Origin of the sequence: Streptomyces sp. NPDC002490 (assembly GCF_040296045.1) — a bacterium.
Taxonomy (GTDB): Bacteria; Actinomycetota; Actinomycetes; order Streptomycetales; family Streptomycetaceae; genus Streptomyces.
On record NZ_JBEOWM010000033.1, the window covers coordinates 21170 to 38635 of the forward strand.

Annotated in this window: 12 protein-coding genes and 1 tRNA gene; 6 read left to right on the plus strand and 7 right to left on the minus strand. The window is 73.0% G+C overall.

Translation table 11 applies throughout. The features are described from left to right. Position 1 precedes the first annotated feature (1 nt). From ABT092_RS20950 to ABT092_RS20970, 5 genes are all read right to left on the minus strand, one after another. Complete coding sequence (locus ABT092_RS20950; RefSeq protein ID WP_351245998.1) at positions 2-1234, minus strand: ATP-binding protein; 1233 nt, start codon at positions 1232-1234, stop codon at positions 2-4. Then, positions 1231-6348 (minus strand): hypothetical protein, encoded by a 5118-nt coding sequence (locus ABT092_RS20955; RefSeq protein ID WP_351246000.1) that lies wholly within the window; start codon positions 6346-6348, stop codon positions 1231-1233. The genes ABT092_RS20950 and ABT092_RS20955 overlap by 4 nt, the downstream gene beginning before the upstream one ends. Then, positions 6345-7205 carry a DUF4132 domain-containing protein gene (locus ABT092_RS20960; RefSeq protein ID WP_351246002.1) on the minus strand — a complete coding sequence of 287 codons (861 nt, stop codon included), beginning with the start codon at positions 7203-7205 and terminating at the stop codon, positions 6345-6347. The genes ABT092_RS20955 and ABT092_RS20960 overlap by 4 nt, the downstream gene beginning before the upstream one ends. A gap of 558 nt (positions 7206-7763) precedes the next feature. Further along, complete coding sequence (locus ABT092_RS20965) at positions 7764-8123, minus strand: hypothetical protein (protein WP_351246004.1); 360 nt, start codon at positions 8121-8123, stop codon at positions 7764-7766. Positions 8124-8137: 14 nt separating this feature from the next. Beyond that, positions 8138-9388: an NsdA family TPR-like regulatory protein gene (locus ABT092_RS20970; RefSeq protein WP_351246006.1), complete on the minus strand. Its 1251-nt coding sequence runs from the start codon at positions 9386-9388 to the stop codon at positions 8138-8140. A 155-nt stretch (positions 9389-9543) separates the two neighbouring features. Here ABT092_RS20970 and ABT092_RS20975 point away from each other — a divergent pair, with 155 nt between their 5' ends. The 4 genes from ABT092_RS20975 (at position 9544) to ABT092_RS20990 (ending at position 12793) form a co-directional block, all read left to right on the plus strand. Continuing rightward, on the plus strand, positions 9544-9855 hold the full coding sequence (locus tag ABT092_RS20975; RefSeq protein WP_351246008.1) for an albusnodin family lasso peptide: 312 nt from the start codon (positions 9544-9546) through the stop codon (positions 9853-9855). A 69-nt stretch (positions 9856-9924) separates the two neighbouring features. Next, positions 9925-11622 carry an albusnodin/ikarugamycin family macrolactam cyclase gene (locus ABT092_RS20980; protein ID WP_351246010.1) on the plus strand — a complete coding sequence of 566 codons (1698 nt, stop codon included), beginning with the start codon at positions 9925-9927 and terminating at the stop codon, positions 11620-11622. Then, positions 11565-12257, plus strand: a complete 693-nt coding sequence (locus ABT092_RS20985) for a lasso peptide biosynthesis B2 protein (protein WP_351246012.1) — start codon at positions 11565-11567, stop codon at positions 12255-12257. Before ABT092_RS20980 ends, ABT092_RS20985 begins: the two co-directional genes overlap by 58 nt. Next, positions 12254-12793, plus strand: a complete 540-nt coding sequence (locus ABT092_RS20990) for a GNAT family N-acetyltransferase (protein WP_351246014.1) — start codon at positions 12254-12256, stop codon at positions 12791-12793. Before ABT092_RS20985 ends, ABT092_RS20990 begins: the two co-directional genes overlap by 4 nt. Positions 12794-12972: 179 nt before the next feature. Here ABT092_RS20990 and ABT092_RS20995 read toward each other — a convergent pair. Then, a tRNA-Leu gene (locus ABT092_RS20995) sits at positions 12973-13060 on the minus strand. A gap of 210 nt (positions 13061-13270) precedes the next feature. After that, positions 13271-14218 carry a beta-ketoacyl-ACP synthase III gene (locus tag ABT092_RS21000; RefSeq protein ID WP_351246016.1) on the minus strand — a complete coding sequence of 316 codons (948 nt, stop codon included), beginning with the start codon at positions 14216-14218 and terminating at the stop codon, positions 13271-13273. A gap of 214 nt (positions 14219-14432) precedes the next feature. Here ABT092_RS21000 and fdhD point away from each other — a divergent pair, with 214 nt between their 5' ends. Together fdhD and ABT092_RS21010 are read left to right on the plus strand one after the other, a co-directional pair. Continuing rightward, on the plus strand, positions 14433-15284 hold the full coding sequence (fdhD, locus tag ABT092_RS21005; RefSeq protein ID WP_351246017.1) for a formate dehydrogenase accessory sulfurtransferase FdhD: 852 nt from the start codon (positions 14433-14435) through the stop codon (positions 15282-15284). Positions 15285-15560: 276 nt separating this feature from the next. Further along, on the plus strand, positions 15561-17393 hold the full coding sequence (locus ABT092_RS21010; RefSeq protein WP_351246019.1) for an AMP-dependent synthetase/ligase: 1833 nt from the start codon (positions 15561-15563) through the stop codon (positions 17391-17393). Positions 17394-17466 lie beyond the last annotated feature (73 nt).

Consider the following 17466-nt stretch of genomic DNA (forward strand, 5'->3'; position numbering starts at 1 on the left):
GTCAGCCCTCCAGCACCGCGCGCAGCTCCCACAGGGCGCGCCAGGTGGCCGAACCCTGCTCGGCGCGCCTGCGCACCGGACCGTCCCAGTAGCCCAGCAGCCGTGCGGCGTCGGCGGGGTCGTCCTTGCGCACGACTCCGAGCAGATGGCCGGGGAGCAGCGCGAGCACGTCCCGGTCGCCGGGGAAGTAGGAGGCGGCCAGGCCGAGCGCACCGGCGACGGAGACGGCCTCCGCGGTGCTCATCACCGTGGAGGGGCGCTCGACCTCCCAGCCCTCCGCGGAGCGGCCCTCGCGCAGGTCCCGGAAGGCGGTGACGAGGGCCTCCAGGACCGTATCGTCCACCTGGTAGGCGGTGCCGGCGCGTTCGACGGCGGCCCGCGACTGGCGCCGGACGAGCGCGGTCTCGGCGTCCAGGTCCCCGATCGGGCCCACGGTCTCGAAGTTGAAGCGCCGCTTCAGCGCGGCCGACATCTCCGAGACGCCCCGGTCCCGCAGGTTGGCGGTGGCGATGAGGGTGAACCCGGGGGCCGCGTGCAGTGCGGAGCCCTCGCCGCCCGCGAGTTCGGGCACCGCGATCCGCCGTTCGGAGAGCAGCGACACCAGCGCGTCCTGCACCTCGGGCAGACAGCGGGTGACCTCTTCGACGCGGGCGACGGCGCCCCGGGTCATGGCGGTGAGCACCGGGGAGGGCACCAGTGCCTGGGGGGTGGGGCCCTGGGCGAGCAGCAGCGCGTAGTTCCAGCCGTACTTGAGCTGGTCCTCGGTGGTGCCCGCGGTGCCCTGCACGGTGAGCGCGCTGGTCCCGCAGACGGCCGCCGACAGCAGCTCGGAGAGCAGGGACTTGGCGGTGCCGGGTTCGCCCACCAGCAGCAGCCCGCGCTCCCCGGCGAGGGTGACCACGCACCGCTCGACCAGGGCGCGTTCGCCGACGAACTTCTGCTCGATCACCAGACGGCGCGGCACCCCGGCGCCGGGCCGCGCGCCCTTCGGCAGGCCCAGCGCCTCGTCCGCGCTGCCCATCACGAAGGTGACGACGGCGCGCGGGGTGAGCAGCCAACCGGGCGGGCGCGGCCCCGGGTCGTGGGCGGCGAGGAAGGCCAGTTCGGTGGCGTGCCGGTCCTCGGGCGGGACGACCTGGCGGTTCTCCCCGCCGCCGGGGGCGAGGGGGGGCTCCGTCGGGTCCGGGACCCCGCCCGTGGCGGGGGTGACGGTGGTGTGCGTGTCGCTCGTCATCGGCGGCGGCCCTTCCGGGGTGCGCGGGTGTCCAGTTCTTCGAAGGCGGGGGCGTCGCCGCTGCGGACCCGGGTCCACGCCGCGGCGAACAGCTCGGGCACCGGGAGCTGGGGCAGGACCCGGACGGACCCCGCCACCGGGTACAGCCCTTCCTTCCAGGTCTCCAGCGGCAGGCCGGGGGCCCCGCGTTCCAGCCAGCCGCAGGGCAGGAACAGGGAGCGGCCGGCGCGGGAGCGCTTGGCCTCCACCACGAGGTCGGTGGCGGCGAGTTCCGCCCGGGCCCGCTTGACCCGTGCCGGCCCCCACCCGGTCCAGCGGACGCAGTTGCGGTCCGTCGGGTCGGGCAGGGCGAGCAGCATCAGGTACAGGGAGGCGGCGTCGGCGCTCAGGCCGAGCGTCGCGGCGGCCTCGGCCACCAGGTCCGGGACCGTACGGGTCGGGTCCTGGGCCGGGTGGTGCGGGGCGCCGTCGGGGGCGCCCGCCGAGACCATGGCGTCGGCGTCCTTCGCCAGCAACGCGCGCAGGGCGCGGACCGCGTCCAGCCGGTACCGCTGGACGGTGCCCTCGACCAGGCCGAAGGCCGGGTCCTCGGGGCCCTCCAGGCCGGCCGGGCGGATCAGCAGCTTCTCCCGGCCCCCCTCGTCGGACGCGAGGAGCAGCGCGGCGCCGGCCCGGACCAGCCCGTCGGCCCCCGCGCCCCCGGTCTCCGGCAGCTGGTGGGCGGCGCGGATCACGGGACCGACCGGGCCGCCCTCCTCGGTCCAGTCCAGTTGGAGGTCCAGCACCAGGTCCGGGTCGGCGAGGGTGCGGCGCACGGCCGCGAGGCCGGTGACCAGGCCCGTCCGCAGGGGGTGCCGGTACGGCAGCACATAGGCGAGGGTCCGCAGCGCGGTCAGCGCGGAGGAGAGCGAGCCGTACGCGCTCACCCTTCGCAGCCCCGGTCCTCCGGTGCCGCCCTCGATCCGGGTGCCCCGGCCCAGCCAGGTCCGGGAGTCCGCGTTGAGGACCAGGTCGACGGCGCCCGCAGTGGTGCCGGACAGGTCGAGGTCCAGTTCCTCGGGGACGCGGACCAGCGAGCCCAGGCGCTCCCGCCAGACCTCGACGGCGGCGTCGACCTGCGGACCCGTGGACCACAGCTCGGCCGGGTCCGCCGGCAGCAGCGCCCGCTGCACCGCCTGGTGGTCGGCTCGGGGCAGGGCGTCCAGTTGCGCCTGGGCGCCCCCGAAGGCGCGCGCCTTCACGTCGAGCGTCGCCAACGTTCCGGCACCGGATTCGGGGACGGCGGCCGACAGCAGGGCGGTGGACTGGAGCGGGCCGATGCCGGTGGCCGTGTGGAACGCCTCGGCCGCCTCCGGGCGCCAGGGCGCGGGCCCCCGCTCCCGGACCAGGGCGGTGAGCCGGGTCAGGCGGTCCCCGGCGATGCCCTGCCGGTGGACGTGCTCGCCCTCCAGGGCGAAGCCGGCAACGGGTCCGAAGGCGCCGCTGGGGTCGTGGTCCAGGGCCAGCCAGCGCAAGGTCTCCTGCCGGGAGTTCCAGCCTCCGTCGGCGATGACCACGACGGTGCGGTCCCCGTTGCGGAACACCTGGCCGAGACGGGACGGGGCCTTCCGGCGGTTCCCGGCGGGCGTACCGGCGGGGGACGCCTCGGTGAGCCGCACCCGGCGGACGGTACCCGCCGGATCGGCCAACGGTCCTTCGGCGAGGACGTCCAGCAGGACCAGGAGCCCGGCCCGGTGCTCCGGGGCGGTGGCCGCCGAGGCGGCCCGGTAGGCGAGTTCGGGCAGCACGTCGAGCAGCCGCGTCCAGTCCGGGCACTGGGCGGGGACGGTGTACTCGTCCCGCTGCCAGCCGTCCACCGGGGTGAACGGCTCCTTGGCCGGCACGGGCGGGCCGAACGCCGGACCGCCGCCGAGGACGTGGTTGACGGCGAGCAGTTGCCGGACCAGCGTCCACTGCGGCCCGGAGCCCCACCAGCCGCGGTACGGGCGGTCCGAGCCCCAGGCGGTGGCCTGCGAGAGGGTCAGGTCGTCGGCGTGCTCGGGTGCGCGGTCGAAGAACATGCCCTGGGTGCGCGCGGTGGCCTGGGGGGTGACCGGCCGCACCGGCTCCGGCGGTGCCAGGTACCGGGCGAGCGTGGTGGCCTGCTGCACCGCGTCGCACACCAGCGCGGTGACGCCGCTGCGCAGCCGGGCGTCCGACACCTCGGGGAGCACCTTGGCGACGGCCTCCTCGGTCAGCTCCCGCGAGGTGGGCCCGGTGTACTCCTCGACGGCCCGGAACGCCTCCAGGTGCCGGGCGAGGGCAGCGGCGACCACCTCGACGAGTTCCTCCGCCCGGGAGTCCGTCAGCTGCCGCAGCGCGGCCGAACCGCGCTCGTCCCTCGGGCGCAGGGCGTGCCAGTAGGCGACCGGCGGTACGTAGGGGGTGCCCGCCGCGGCGCCCTGGCCGGAGGAGTCGATGGTCACGTACCACAGGCTGCCGCCGGCGCCGTCGGTGTCCGCCGGGTGCGCTTCGACGGAGCGCCGGCCGAGGGCCATGACGGGCCGCGAGCCGCCGGGCAGGGCGAGGGCGCCGAGCGGCACCGAGGAACCGCCGTCGGGCAGCGCGGCCGTGTGGCCGTCGGGCGTGCCCGCGACGATCCGGTGCCCGCCCCCGGGGGCGGGTGCGCCCGGTTCGGTGACCGTGCGGCGGACCCAGCGGCCGAGGACCGTGCCGTCCGTGCCGAACGGCGTGGTCTCCAGGCCGGGTTGGAGGGGCAGCACCTGGCAGTGCTCGGTGAGCAGCCGGGTGCCGTCCTGCACCCCGGAGCGGAGGAAGGCGGGCAGGGAGGAACGGCCGTGGGTGCCGCTGGCCGGGTCGTACTCCAGCCAGACCCGTCGGGTGCCCTGACGGCCCGCCCGCCAGTGCCCGGTGCCGTCGGAGATGATGGCGCGCTGCGGCGGCAGCGAGGTGTCGCCGGCGTGCAGGGCCTTGCCGCCGGTGGCCCGGCCGCCGCCGGGAAGCGGCAGGCAGACCTGGTCGGAGGCACCGGAGTTGCCCCAGCGGGGTACCTGCTCGCCGCCGACGGCGAACACCTCGGCGGGACGGTGCGACCAGTAGCCGCGCTGCTTGCCGTCCTCCCACCAGATGACGAGCAACTCGCCGTCGACGTAGCGGAAGGCGACCGCACGCCACCGGTCGACCGTGCCGGGCAGCCGCAGGGCGTGCTCCAACAGGACGCCCTCGGGGCCGACCACGACGGCCCGTTCGCGGGTGGTCAGGATCAGCGCGGGCCAGGCGCCGGTGACGATGACGCCCTCCGACCTGCCTGACCGCTGACGTGTGGCGGCGACCTCGGCGGCCAGTTCGGCGTAGGTCTCGTCGAGCGCGGACCAGCCCAGTTCGTCGAGGAGGCCGGTGCGCAGGGTGGCGGCGAGCAGCGGCACCACCTCGTGTTCCGCGAGGAGCCGCACCGCCTCGGGGGCGACGTCCGCGATCACCGCACGGAACGCCGAGATCCGGTTGAAGGTGGTGCGCAGCCGGGGCAGCCCGCGGGCGTTCGCGTACTCCTCGGCCCGGGCGGTCAGCCACTCCCTGAGGACCCCGGAGAGCACCGGATGCACCGCCAGCCCCGCCATCGCGGCGGTGCCCAGCTGCTGGGCGCGCCCGCCGCCGAATCCGCCGACGGTCCGGCTCAGCAGGGCACGGAAGACCGGCCGTCCGGCGACGGCGGCGAGGTCGCGCGCGCCGGGCGCGGTGTCGGTGAGCCAGGTGCCGAGCGGGACCTCCGAGGGCGTGTCCGCATCCGTTTCGCCCGGGTCGACGACCGGGACGTCCGAGGCCAGGCAGAGGTCGAGGAGGTCCAGGTCCGCGGTGCGCCGCCAACGGCCCTGGAACAGTTCCACCGGCCGTCCCTCGGCGCGCAGCCGGTCGGCCATCCGCGCGACGAGTTCGAGGGTCTCCGGGCTGCGGCCGCAGATGGCCCGGTTGCGCCGGCGGTGCGCCTCCCAACGGCCGAGCCACTCCGCCGCGGAGACGGAGGGATCGCCGGCGGTGTCGGAGGCGTCCGGACGGGCGGTCAACAGCTCCTCGGCGCCGGTCTCCGCCAGCAGGGCCAGCCAGCTGCGTTCGCCGTCCCGGTCCTGGCCGCTCTGGCCGAAGTTCTCCGGGAAGAAGCCGAGGAGCCGGGTGCGCACGGCCTCGTCCTGCCGGGCGAGGGCGACGAGCGCGGAACCGTAGGCCGTCCAGAACGAGGCGGGGGCGCGGACCACGCCCGGCGAGCCGATCAGATCGCCCACCAGCTCGCGTTCGGCCCTCTCGCGGTCCAGCCCGGCTTCCTTGACCAGCGCGCGCACGTCCTGGGGCAGCGCCGCGTACGGCGGCATGCCGGCGGCGCAGCGCTCGACCAGCAGGCGGCGGAACTGGGCCCAGGCGTCCGCCGGTGCGAGCCGGGCCACCAGGTCCCGGACGTACTGCCGCAGCGCCTTGACGGTCAGGGCCCCGGCGAAGGCGAACTCCAGGAAGACGGCCCGCTGCCGGTCCTCGTCCACGACCAGCCCGTGCACCCGCTCGGCCTCGCGGGCCTTGCCGAAGAAGGACGCGGCGTAGGAGGTGTTCTCGACCTCCAGGAAGAGGCGCGCCACCTGCTCGTAGTAGGTGGGGAGGAAGTGCGGGACGGCCCGACCGAGCCGGGTGCCGAGGGCGTCGAAGCCCTCCTTGGCCGCGCCGGCGCGGCTCTTGGCCTGCCGGCCCAGCCGCTCGATGTCCTTGACCAGGGCCAGCGCGTGGTGCCCGTTGGCCGGGTCGTTGACCAGGGCCCAGGCGGGGAAGCCCAGCGTCTCGCGGCGCACCTGGCCCACGACGGGGGCCTCGGCGGACCGGGCGAGTCCCAGGAACTCCAGCGCCAAGTCCTCGGCCTCGCCGAGGGTGCCGGGCACCAGTCGGACCACGGGGCGGTCGCCGAGCGCGGTGTGGGTGTAGGTGCGGGCGGTCAGGGCGTCGGCGTCGTCCCGGTCGCTGGTGCCGGCGGGGAGCACCGCGCCCGCGTCCAGCAGGGCCGCCACGCGGCTCGCGTCGGCCGGGCCGGAGCCGGACTCCGTGTCCGTGGGGGTGTGCGTGTTCGTCGTCGTGCTCATGCCGCCCGCTCCTCGTCCTCCACGTCGCGACCGGCGTAGAGCGCCGCCGCCATGCGCATGCCCTCGGACCACGCCACGGGACCGACCTCGGCGGCCGTCAGCGTGCGCCCCGCGGGGTCGGTCCAGCCCAGGGGACCGGTCTCGGTGTCGTGGGCGTCGTATCCGTCGTGCTCGCCGATCCAGATGCGCGCCTCGACGGTGACCCCGTCCTCGACGACCGGGCAGACCGCGTACCCGCCGCGCGACCGGTAGCCGAGCTGGGTGACGCGGCCGTGCAGGAAGCGCAGTTCCTTGAACGCTCCGCCGGCGTAGGTCTCCACGGAAGTGGTGTCCGGGGCGAAGCCCGGCGGGCGACGCCACACCTCGCGGAACAGTTGCTCCACGTTCTGGCGCACCTCCAGTTCGACCGCGAACTCCCGCAGTTCGTCGAGGTCGTCGAGGAGGACGGGGTGGGGCAGGCGGACGACGTCCGGGGTAATGCGGACCGTGTCGCCGTCCAGGTCGACCAGGCCGAGGCCGCGCTCGGGGTCGACGTCGCGCAGGAACCCGGCGACCCCGCCGTCCGCACCGACGACCACCGCGTCCCGCAGGGCCGCCTGCCACGCCGGATCGGGCCAGACCCGGGCCAAGACGGCCGCGGGGACGGGCAGCGAACGCACCATCCACTGCTCGACGTCGGTCAGGCACCGGCGCTCGTGCCGCTCCAACCACTCGGTCAGTTGCCGAAGCCCGACGACCGCCGGATCGTCCTTGAGCTTGGCCGGAACGGACTTCAACCGCCGGCCCTTCCCGTTGCGGCAGACCACCGTGCCCGCCTCCAGGGCGACCTCGTAGTCACCCGCCGATACCCACCCCATGCGCTGTTCCCCTGTGGTTCTCGACGCCGCCGGACCGACGGCACGTTGATGAGACCCGTCCACGGCAACGCGCCGTGACGAGTGGAAGAGACTCTAGGCGCACCCTGTGACAACGCCTTCGGAGCGGTCCGCCCTGGTCGTCGGGCCGGCGCCGCCGCGTTGGCCGCCGCCCGCCGGGGGCGGCCCGGAGCGCGCTACGGGGCCGTCGCGTCGACGGCGGCGACCGGTGCTGCGCCGACCGGCCCGCCCCGCCGTCCCGATCCGCGCGGGAATCCCGCTCCGACACCGATCGCGCGGTCGGTCGCACCGCTGCCCGAAACGCGAAGGCCCCCAGGCCGACCGGGGTCCCTGCCGAGATCCGAGAGGGGACGCGAACTCTCCTCTCGGGCATCAGCTACCAACTGATCTGACCTGGGGAGGCGCCCGCCGACAGGCTGGTTTCGGCGGGCTTTTCTCCTGTTCCTTTCCTGCTGTTTCGGGTCCTGCTGTTTCGGGCCCTCTGGGGTCCCTGTTGGTCATGCGTTGGTCAGGTGACCGATCCTCGGGCCCTGGCCCTAATCAGGACTTCTCGATGACCTCGAAGATATCGGCGTCGGTCTCCTGCTGCCATGCCGGAAGGTCAGACCAGTCGGCCACGTACCCCGGCTTGGGGTTCTCGAAGTGCTTGAACATCTGCGCCGTCCAGCACACCGCCACGAACCGGCCCTTCTGCTCCCGGGACAGCTTGGCGGTGTGACCACCGCTGACCTCGATGAACTGGCGGACCTGTTCGTAGACGGCACCTGCGGCCTCACGCTCCCACTGCGGCGTTTCCTTCCAGGGGGTGACGTACCCGGGCTTCGGCTCCCCCGGGAAGTGACGGTGCACTCCTTCGATCCAGGCTTCCCGGAACACTCGTGCGCCTTCGACCTGCGACATGCCAACCCCTCTCGTCACGGCGTGCTCAACGCGGCGATCTCCGCCCCCAACTCCGCTACCCGGCGGTCTCTACTCAGGGCGCTGAACTCATCGCACAGGGCTTGGAGTCTACGGGCGACGTAGCCGGACGAGGATGCTTGGGCCAATCGGACGGCTTCCCGTCCGTACGCGACGACCTGCTCAGGGTCACGCCGCTTCGCCCCGACGGCGGCGAGGTCGGCCAGCACGGCGCCCCTGCGCCGGTACGACTGCCCGGAAGCAAGGGCGGTCTGGGCCAATGCCTGCTTCAAGGTCTCCTCTGCCAGGTCGAGGCGGCCGAGCTGTACGTAGCGCGCTCCCCGTTCCTCGGCCAACCGTGTGCCGTCGAAGCGCAACCAGCCCCCGTTGGTGCTTTCCGTGCCCAGCTCCAACACCCGCTCGGCCTCGTCCAGCGCCCGCTCGCACGAGGCCAGGTCGCCCATGCCGGCGTACGCCTCGGCCTGCACAGCGGCGACCCAATGGCGGGTGGCGAGGCTGCGGTCTCCTCGCCGGGCCAGTCTTGCCGCCGCTCCGAGGATCTGCGCCGCCTGCTCGTACCGGTGTTCGTACACGTCCACGTAGGCGTGCCGGACGAGGGCGCATGCCCACGGGTCGAAGGCCAGGGCGTCCTTGCTGACGGAAGCCGCCAGGGAGTAGGACGCCGCTGCGTCGGAGTATCGGTTGGCATCGAAGGCGACTTCTCCGGCGAGCTGGAAGAGGTCGGCTGCCGCGTTGAGGAGGGGGCGGGAGTTGCCTCGGGTGTCGGCCAGGGCTTCGTTCAGTGTCGAGAGCTGATCGCGAACGACGGGGTGGACGGAGCCTTTGGAACGGGCTAGCTGGTAAACCTGCCACAGGTGGCTGTTCATCCTCGCGAAGTCGGCGGGTGCGCCCCTGCGCACTCCGTCAGCGAGTGCTTCCGCCTCCTCCAACGGCAGGGCGGTGAGGGCTCCGCTGACGGTGAGGATGCGGAGGAATTCACGGCGGATCATTTCGTCGGGGTCTCCCGCACCTCGATGGTCACTGGACTGGTGCCCCGTGGTCTCCTGGCTGGCTCGTGGCTGCGTCAGGAGGGCGTCAAGCTCGGCGAGAGTGACTTCGAGGGCGATGGCCAAACCCCGTCGCTGCGGTGGCTGGGGTTTGGTCCTGCCGCTCTCCCAGCGCCCGACCGTGGTGCGGTCCACCCCGAGCAACTCGGCCAACTTCTCCTGACTGTAGCCCAGGGCCTTGCGCCGTTCAGCCAGTCCCACGACGGCCCCTTCCCTTGAGCTGAACGTGATGCGCCTCCGTGCACGGAGGTGCATCAAGACTGCCGCATTGATGCCGTGGAGCGCTTGGACTCCTTCCGTTTTTCTTGGGGTTGTCGCGAACGGGCACGGTGGTGAACCTGCGCAGGAGCGCGGACATGGCAGCGGAGAACGACGACGATCCCGGGTCCGACCGGGCCAGGGACCGACATCGAGGGGAAGGGCACGACCCCATCGGATCGACGCTGACCGCCACCGGGAGGCTGGACCACGTCCTGGCTCTGTTCCTCCTCGGCGTCACCGTGCCTCAACACAGCGAATTTCGGACGGAGGTGAACGTCATGGAGAACCGCTCTCAGCTCGACACCGAGCCGGAGGAGGAGGTCGTGCCCCTGGAGGACGCGACTCGCCTGACGAAAGGCAACACCAACTCCAGCGTAGAGAACAAGCGCTCGCCCTACGGGGCCTGACGCCCGGCGGCGGCATTCCTGCGGGGGTGCCGCCGTGCCCCTTCCCGCTCCCAGAAGGATGGTGACGGCATGCGCTGGTTCGGCGGGGCACTCGCCCCCTATGGCACGGCCCCGAGACCCGTGGGCGCTGATGCCCCATGGCAGGAGCCGGACGCTTGGACCGTGGGCACCGCGGTGCGCCGGGCGGAGAGCGAGGGCGGGCGGAAGCTCGCGGTGTTCGGCCCGTGCGGAGCCACGAACCCGGAACTGGAACTATTGGCCCGTTCCACGGACTTGCGAGAATTCGACGCGGCGGCCTCGGCCTGGTCCGGCTCCTACGCCCTTGCCCTGGACGACGGCGCGGGATCGTTCACCCTGTGGGCCGACCCGGCAGGCTCCTGCCCCCTGTACGTGGCGGAAGTCGATGGCGCACCCGTCTGGGCGTCCAGTTCCTTGGCTCTCGCCTCCCTACTGGGGAGTCGGCCGGACACGGCTTGGCTGGCAGCCCACCTCATCCACCCGACCGCTTGCGTCCCGGGGCGGTCGGCGTGGACCGGGGTGGCGCAGATACCGCCGGGCCACCGGTGGACGGCTCCACATGACGGGGCGCCGTTCTCCGTGCCGTACTGGCGCCCGAGCTCCTCCACCTGGTCGGAGGCAGTGGACAGGCTGCGGCTCGACCTGTCGAACGGCGTGCTGCTCCGGGTGAGCGGGCGGGAAGTCTCCTCCGACCTGTCCGGTGGTCTGGACTCCAGCACTCTCGCCGCCCATGCCGCGCAGTGCGGGCCAGTCCTGGGAGTCACCTTCCATCCCAAGGGCCGTGAGTCGGGCGGAGACGTGGACCACGCGCGCACCGTCGCCCGTGCGTTCCCTTCTATCCGCCATCGATTCATGGCCCTGGGTCGCGAGCACCTTCCGTTCACCGACCTGGACGCCTTGGTTCTGACCGACGAGCCGGCACCGTCCGCCGTGACCATCGCGCAGCTCTGCCACGAGTTCGCCCTACTGTCGGAGGAGGGGGCCTCCGTGCACCTGACCGGGGATGGCGGCGACACCCTGTTCATGCCGCCTCCGGTCCACCTGGCAGACCTTGCCCGCTCCGGCCGTCTGATCCGCCTGGCACGTGATGCTCAGACGTGGGGCCGCCTCTACCGTTCGAGCCCCTGGCCCGCCGTGACAGCGGCCTGGACCGCGCCCGATCGGCTGGTAGGCGCAGCGTTCCCGAAGCCCTGGTTCACCCGCCAGGCGACCGCCCTGGCAGAGTCGGTCATCTCACCGGAGACCGGCGTTGACGGCTTGGGCTACGCCGACCGCCACCTTCTCGCCGAAGCACGGTACGTCGGCCGTACCGCAGCGACGGAGAACCAGCTTGCCGCCGCCTACAGCATCGAGATGCACAACCCGTACACGGATGCCAGGGTCCTGGAAGCAGTGATGTCGGCCCCCGCCTCGGATCGATGGTCGGCCCGCCGATACAAGCCGCTGCTTGCCGATGCGGTCGTGGGCCTCCTGCCCGGGGAGGTCGTGCAGCGCGGCGCCAAAGGGCTGTTCGCGGTGGATCACCACCACGGCCTACGCGCTAACCAGGAGAACGTCCTGGAGCTGGCTGACGGGCACCTGGCGGACCTCGGACTTGTACGCCCGGCAGCCCTCCGCTCGCTTCTCCGACGCGCCGTGCTCGGAGTAGACGTTCCCTGGGGACTACTCGAACCACTGCTCGGCACCGAGCTATGGCTACGTGTCAACGACACCGCGGTCGAACGAGTCCGCTGGGAGGAGAGACCGTGAACGTCCCCGTTCCGAGCCGTCACACCCGTACCGCACTGACCGAAGCGGCGGGCGTAGTCGTCAACTACCAGACCGGAACAACCGTGGTCCTTACCGGCGATTCCCTCTCACGCTGGCTCGACTGCCTGGAACACAGCGACGCACCCGCCCCCGTCACGGTCCGCCCCTCGGAAACCTCATGGGGAACGAGTGAGTCATCCGCCCGGCTGGACGCTCCGGCACCACCCCCGTGGGCGTGGCGCATCGCGGCGAGCGTGCTTCTCGCGGGCACCCTCGCCACGCGTCATCTGGGACGAGGGCGCATGTGCTTCGGTCGCCTGGTACGACTGGCGGAAGCGGGCCGCAATCTCCCTCGCCCGACCCGGGCGCACGTCAGCCTGGCAGTCCGGTCGGTCCGCTGGGCCGCGCCCCTGTTCCCCGCCCGTGTCGCGTGCCTGGAGGAGTCCACGACAGCCGCGCTCCTGCTGGCGGCTGGCGGTCGTGGAGGAGCCTGGCGGCACGGCGTCGCCACCGATCCGATTCGTATGCACGCGTGGATCTGTGACGTTCACGGCCAGCCTGTCGAAGAACCGGACCAGACTGGGGACTACTCGCCCATCAACGGGACAGAGTCAACGTCGAAGAGGTATCGATGACCGACCCGCACATCCTGCTTCCGGGCAAGCGCATCAGCCTGGCCATGCCGGACCGCGACCACCTGCCCGACTACCACCGCTGGGAGAACGACCCCGGCACGATCCTGGGCTTCGGGACGCAGGTCCCCCAGTCCTGGGAGGTCCGCGCCGGCGGATGGGAAGCAGCCGGACGGAACCGGGACTTCCCCCAGTTCGAGGTGATCACGGCCGAGGAGCGCACTCCGGTCGGTCTCACGACGCTCCAGATCGACTCAGCCGTGCGGACCGCCGAGTACGTCATCCTGCTCGCGCCGGAAGCCCGGGGCCAAGGGCTGGCCACAGAGGCAACGGCCCTGACTCTGCGGTGGGCGTTCGAGTACGCCGCCCTGCGGATGGTCTGGCTGAAGGTGCTGGAGCCGAACACGGCGGGGATCGCCGCGTACGAGAAGGCAGGGTTCAAACCCGCTGGCCGCCTCCGGCAATCCGGCTACTGGCGCGGTCGCCCCTGCGATGAACTCCTGATGGACGCGGTTGCTGAGGAAGTCACCGCGAGTTGATATTCCCCGGGCCCTGGCGTGCCTGTCCCACGGGGCCCGGGCCAACGTCGCTACGCCCCTGTGCGCCCGTCTCAGGCGCTCTCTTCCGACGTGCCCGTATTCGCTCGACCGTTGGTCGCGTGCTTGGGCACGCCACAGCCGGAGAAACAGAAAAACCCCAGGTCAACTGAGGTCTCTGCTGGTGTCCGAGGGGGGACTTGAACCCCCACGCCCGATAAAGGGCACTAGCACCTCAAGCTAGCGCGTCTGCCATTCCGCCACCCGGACCGGTGTGGTGTTTCGCGGGCTTCCCCGCGGCGACATGGACAACAATACCAAGGTTTCCGAGTGCCTTTCACCCACGTATCCGCAGGCCGGCGGGGTGGGTGACGGTCCGTCGACAACCGCTGGCACAGGGTGACGCGCGCGGGAAACGGGCAGCTCTGCGGGGGCGGGGCCGCCCGGTTCCGGCGGCGCGTCCGGTGGGGGTGGCGGGGCTCAGGGGCAGCGGACGACCTGGCCGCCGTAGGACAGGTTGCCGCCGAAGCCGAAGAGGAGGACGGGGGCCCCGGAGGGGATCTCGCCGCGTTCGACGAGCTTGGCGAAGGCCAGCGGGATGCTGGCCGCCGAGGTGTTGCCGGAGTCGACCACGTCGCGGGCGACCACCGCGTTCACCGCGCCGATCCGCTCGGCCAACGGCTCGATGATCCGCAGGTTCGCCTGGTGGAGGACGACCGCGGCCAGGTCCGCGGGGGTAACGCCCGCGCGTTCGCACGCCTGGCGGGCCAGCGGAGGGAGCCGGGTGGTGGCCCAGCGGTAGACGCTCTGCCCCTCCTGGGCGAAGACCGGCGGGGTGCCCTCGATCCGCACCGCGTGACCCATCTCCGGGACCGAGCCCCACAGCACCGGCCCGATGCCCGGTTCCTCCCCGGGGGCGCAGGTCTCCACCACGGCGGCGCCGGCCCCGTCGCCGACCAGGACGCAGGTGGTGCGGTCGGTCCAGTCGGCGATCTGGGTCATCTTGTCGGCGCCGATGACCAGTGCCCGGGTCGCGGCGCCGGCCCGCAGGGTGTGGTCGGCGGTGGCCAGGGCGTGGGTGAACCCGGCGCAGACGACGTTGAGGTCGAGGACCGCCGGGCCGGGCATGCCCAGGCGGGCGGCGACCCGGGCCGCCGTGCTCGGGGAGCGGTCGATCGCGGTGGAGGTGGCGACCACCACCAGGTCGATGTCCGCAGGGGTGATCCCGGCCGTGGCCAGGGCCTTGGCTCCGGCGTGCGCGGCCAACTCGTCCACCGGCTCCTCGGGCCCGGCGATGTGCCGGGTGCGGATGCCGACTCGTGACGTGATCCACTCGTCGCTGGTGTCCACCATCCCGGCCAGGTCCTCGTTGGTGAGGACACCGGACGGTTGGTAGTGGCCGAGCGCCGCGATGCGCGTGCCGTGCAAGGGTCCCCCTCGGGTTCCGGTGAGATCACGGATTTGCCAGTCTGCTGACCGACTCGTCAGTAGGCGGACGACTAAAGCGACAGGATTCGAGCGTGGGCGTTGTTGGCTCCGGTCATGCGCCCAGGCCCGCCGAGTGTGTGGTGCGCGAGAATGGGCGGCCGGTGCGCCCACCGGCGCCCACCGGCCGCTACGGACAGGATCGGGACGGACACACATGGGACGCGTCACCGAGCGCCGACGGGTGCTCCGGGTGCGGGACGGGCGGGCGGACCACCGCCCGGACAGCCTGGTCGCCGAGGAGCCGCTGGAGATCCGACTGAACGGGAAGGCGCTGGCCATCACCATGCGCACCCCGGGCGCGGACTTCGCGCTCGCCGCCGGGTTCCTGGTGAGCGAGGGGGTGCTCGCCGCCGCGGACGAGGTGCGGACCATCGCGTACTGCGCGGGCGCCGCCCCCGACGACGGCAACGCGTACAACGTGGTGGACGTCCGGCTCGCCCCCGGGGTGCCGGTGCCGGACATCCGGCTGGAGCGGAACGTCTACACCACGTCGTCCTGCGGGCTGTGCGGCAAGGCGAGCCTGGACGCGGTGCGGACGCGGACGCGGTGGCCGGTGGCGGACGAGCCGCCGGTGCGACTGGCGCCCGAGGTGCTGTCGGCGTTGCCGGAGCGGTTGCGCGACGCCCAGCGGGTCTTCGACCGGACGGGGGGTCTGCACGCGGCGGCCCTGTTCGACGAGGGCGGGGACCTCCTGGACGTCCAGGAGGACGTGGGGCGGCACAACGCCGTCGACAAGGTCGTGGGGCGGGCCTTGCAGTCCGGCGCCCTGCCCTTGTCGCGGGGGGTGCTGCTGGTGTCGGGGCGGGCCTCGTTCGAGTTGGTGCAGAAGGCGGTGATGGCGGGCGTGCCGGTGCTCGCCGCGGTCTCCGCGCCCTCGTCCCTGGCGGTGGACCTCGCGGTCGAGACGGGGGTCACCCTGGTCGGCTTCCTGCGCGGGGCGTCGATGAACGTCTACAGCCACGACCACCGGCTGGTCCTGGACGGCCCGGGGGCCGCGGGGCGCTGAGGGGGTCGGCGCGGGATCCGGACGGTACCGCGCGCCCGGTACGGGCGGCCCGCGTGGAGGCCGTGGTGATCCGGCGGAGCCGGTGGCGATTCGGTGCAGATCGCGGTGTCCGGGCCGCGCGGTGGCGAGGATGCCGGGTGGAGGTTCCCCGTGGTGGGGGCAACCGGACGGTCGTCCGGTTGCCCCCACCACGGGGGTTCGTCGTTCCCCTCCCGCCGCGCGACCGGGTGGGGTACGGTCTGCGGCGCCGTGGGAGAGCCGGCACGAGGAGCACATTTGCGCGAGTTCACCAGCCCACCGTTGTCGCACGTCCCGCAGTCGCTCGCGGGCGGGCTCGCGGGCACCGTCTACGAGCACGCCCGGCTCGACCCCCGGCGGGTCGTCCTGGCCCGCGAGGTGGCGCCGGGCGTCTGGCGCGACGTCACCGCGGCGGAGTTCCGGGACGAGGTGTGGGCGCTGGCCAAGGGGTTGTTCGCGCAGGGGGTGCGCGCCGGGAGCCGGGTCGCGATCATGTCGCGGACCCGCTACGAGTGGACGCTGTTCGACTTCGCGCTGTGGACCCTCGGCGCGGAGGTGGTCCCGGTCTATCCGACCTCCTCGGCGGAGCAGGTGCTGTGGGTGCTGCACGAGGCGCAGGTGAGCGCCGCGGTGGTGGAGCACGAGGACCACGCGATGACCGTGGCCACCGTGATCGACCGCTTGCCCGGATTGCGGCGGTTGTGGCAGCTCGACGCGGGCGCACAGTGGGAGCTCACCGAGGCGGGGCGGCACGTCGAGGAGGAACTGGTCCACCGGGAGCGCGGGCGGGTGGGCCCCGGGTCGGTGGCGACGGTCGTGTACACCTCGGGCGCCACGGGTCGACCGCGGGGCTGCGTGCTCACCCACGGGAACCTGATGTTCGAGGCGGACACGCTCTACCACCGGTGGCGCGATGCCTTCCGTCCGCGGCGCGGCGAGACCGCTTCGACCCTGCTGTTCCTCCCCCTGGCCCATGTCTTCGCCAGGACGGCGCAGGTCGCGGCGGTCCGTTGGAAGCTGCGGCTGGGGCACCAGCCGGAGTTGACCGCCACGGCCCTGGAAGCGGGGCTGGGCACCTTCCGGCCGACGCTGTTGCTGGTGGTGCCGCACCTGTTGGAGCGGGTGCTCGACGCGGCACGGCGGCAGGCCGAGCGGGAGGGTAGGGGAAGCGTCTTCGAGAAGGCGGTGGAGACGGCCGTGCAGTACGCGGAGGCCCTGGAGGACCGGGCATTCGGTACCGGCCCCGGCCCGTCCGCGACCCTGCGGGCACGGCACCGGATGTACGACCGGCTGGTGTACGCCCGGCTGCGTCGGACGCTGGGTGACCGGGCCCGGTGCGCGATGTCCGGGGGGTCGCCGATGGGTCGTGCGCTCGGGTTGTTCTTCACCGGCGCCGGCATCGCCGTGTACGAGGGGTACGGGCTGACGGAGACGGCCGGGGCGGCCACCGGCAACCAGTTCGGGCGGGTGCGCTGCGGGACGGTGGGGCCGCCGATCCCCGGCACGAGCGTGCACATCGCGGCGGACGGTGAGGTCTGGTTGCACGGCCCGCACGTCTTCGCCGGCTACCTGGACGACGCGAAGGCCACCGATGCGGTGCTGCACGAGGGCTGGCTGGCCACCGGGGACCTCGGGGTGCTCGACGTGGAGGGCCATCTGACGATCACGGGCCGGAAGAAGGACCTCCTGGTGACCTCGGGCGGCACGAGCGTGTCCCCGGCCCGGTTGGAGGAGCGGGTGCGCAGCCATCCGCTGGTGGCGCAGTGCCTGGTGGTGGGGAACGACCGCCCGTACGTGGCGGCGCTGATCACCCTGGACGCCGAGGCCGTGGCGCACTGGTTGCACATGCGGGGCCAGGAGGCGCCCGGTGTGGCCCGGTTGGTGCGGGACCCGGAGTTGGAGGCGGAGGTGCGGCGGGCGGTGGTCACCGCGAACACCGTGGTGTCCCGGGCCGAGTCGATCCGCACCTTCCGCATCCTCGCGCACCGGTTCACGGAGGAGCACGGTCTGCTGACGCCCTCCGGCAAGCTCAGGCGCGAGGAGATCGAGCGGACCTATGCGACGGAGGTGGCAGCGCTGTACCGGGTGTGAGGGGCGCGTCGCACGCGGGACGGAATGCGCGGGCGCACCCGATCGTTCACGATGGAGGTGTGCTCCGTGTGCA

Excerpts from the sequence above, each read along its gene's own strand:
- ABT092_RS20950 (WP_351245998.1), bottom strand. The coding sequence starts at position 1,234 with ATGACGAGCGACACGCACACCACCGTCACCCCCGCCACGGGCGGGGTC.
- ABT092_RS20955 (WP_351246000.1), bottom strand. The coding sequence starts at position 6,348 with ATGAGCACGACGACGAACACGCACACCCCCACGGACACGGAGTCCGGC.
- ABT092_RS20960 (WP_351246002.1), bottom strand. The coding sequence starts at position 7,205 with ATGGGGTGGGTATCGGCGGGTGACTACGAGGTCGCCCTGGAGGCGGGC.
- ABT092_RS20965 (WP_351246004.1), bottom strand. The coding sequence starts at position 8,123 with ATGTCGCAGGTCGAAGGCGCACGAGTGTTCCGGGAAGCCTGGATCGAA.
- ABT092_RS20975 (WP_351246008.1), top strand. The coding sequence starts at position 9,544 with ATGGCAGCGGAGAACGACGACGATCCCGGGTCCGACCGGGCCAGGGAC.
- ABT092_RS20980 (WP_351246010.1), top strand. The coding sequence starts at position 9,925 with ATGCGCTGGTTCGGCGGGGCACTCGCCCCCTATGGCACGGCCCCGAGA.
- ABT092_RS20985 (WP_351246012.1), top strand. The coding sequence starts at position 11,565 with ATGGCTACGTGTCAACGACACCGCGGTCGAACGAGTCCGCTGGGAGGA.
- ABT092_RS20990 (WP_351246014.1), top strand. The coding sequence starts at position 12,254 with ATGACCGACCCGCACATCCTGCTTCCGGGCAAGCGCATCAGCCTGGCC.
- fdhD (WP_351246017.1), top strand. The coding sequence starts at position 14,433 with ATGGGACGCGTCACCGAGCGCCGACGGGTGCTCCGGGTGCGGGACGGG.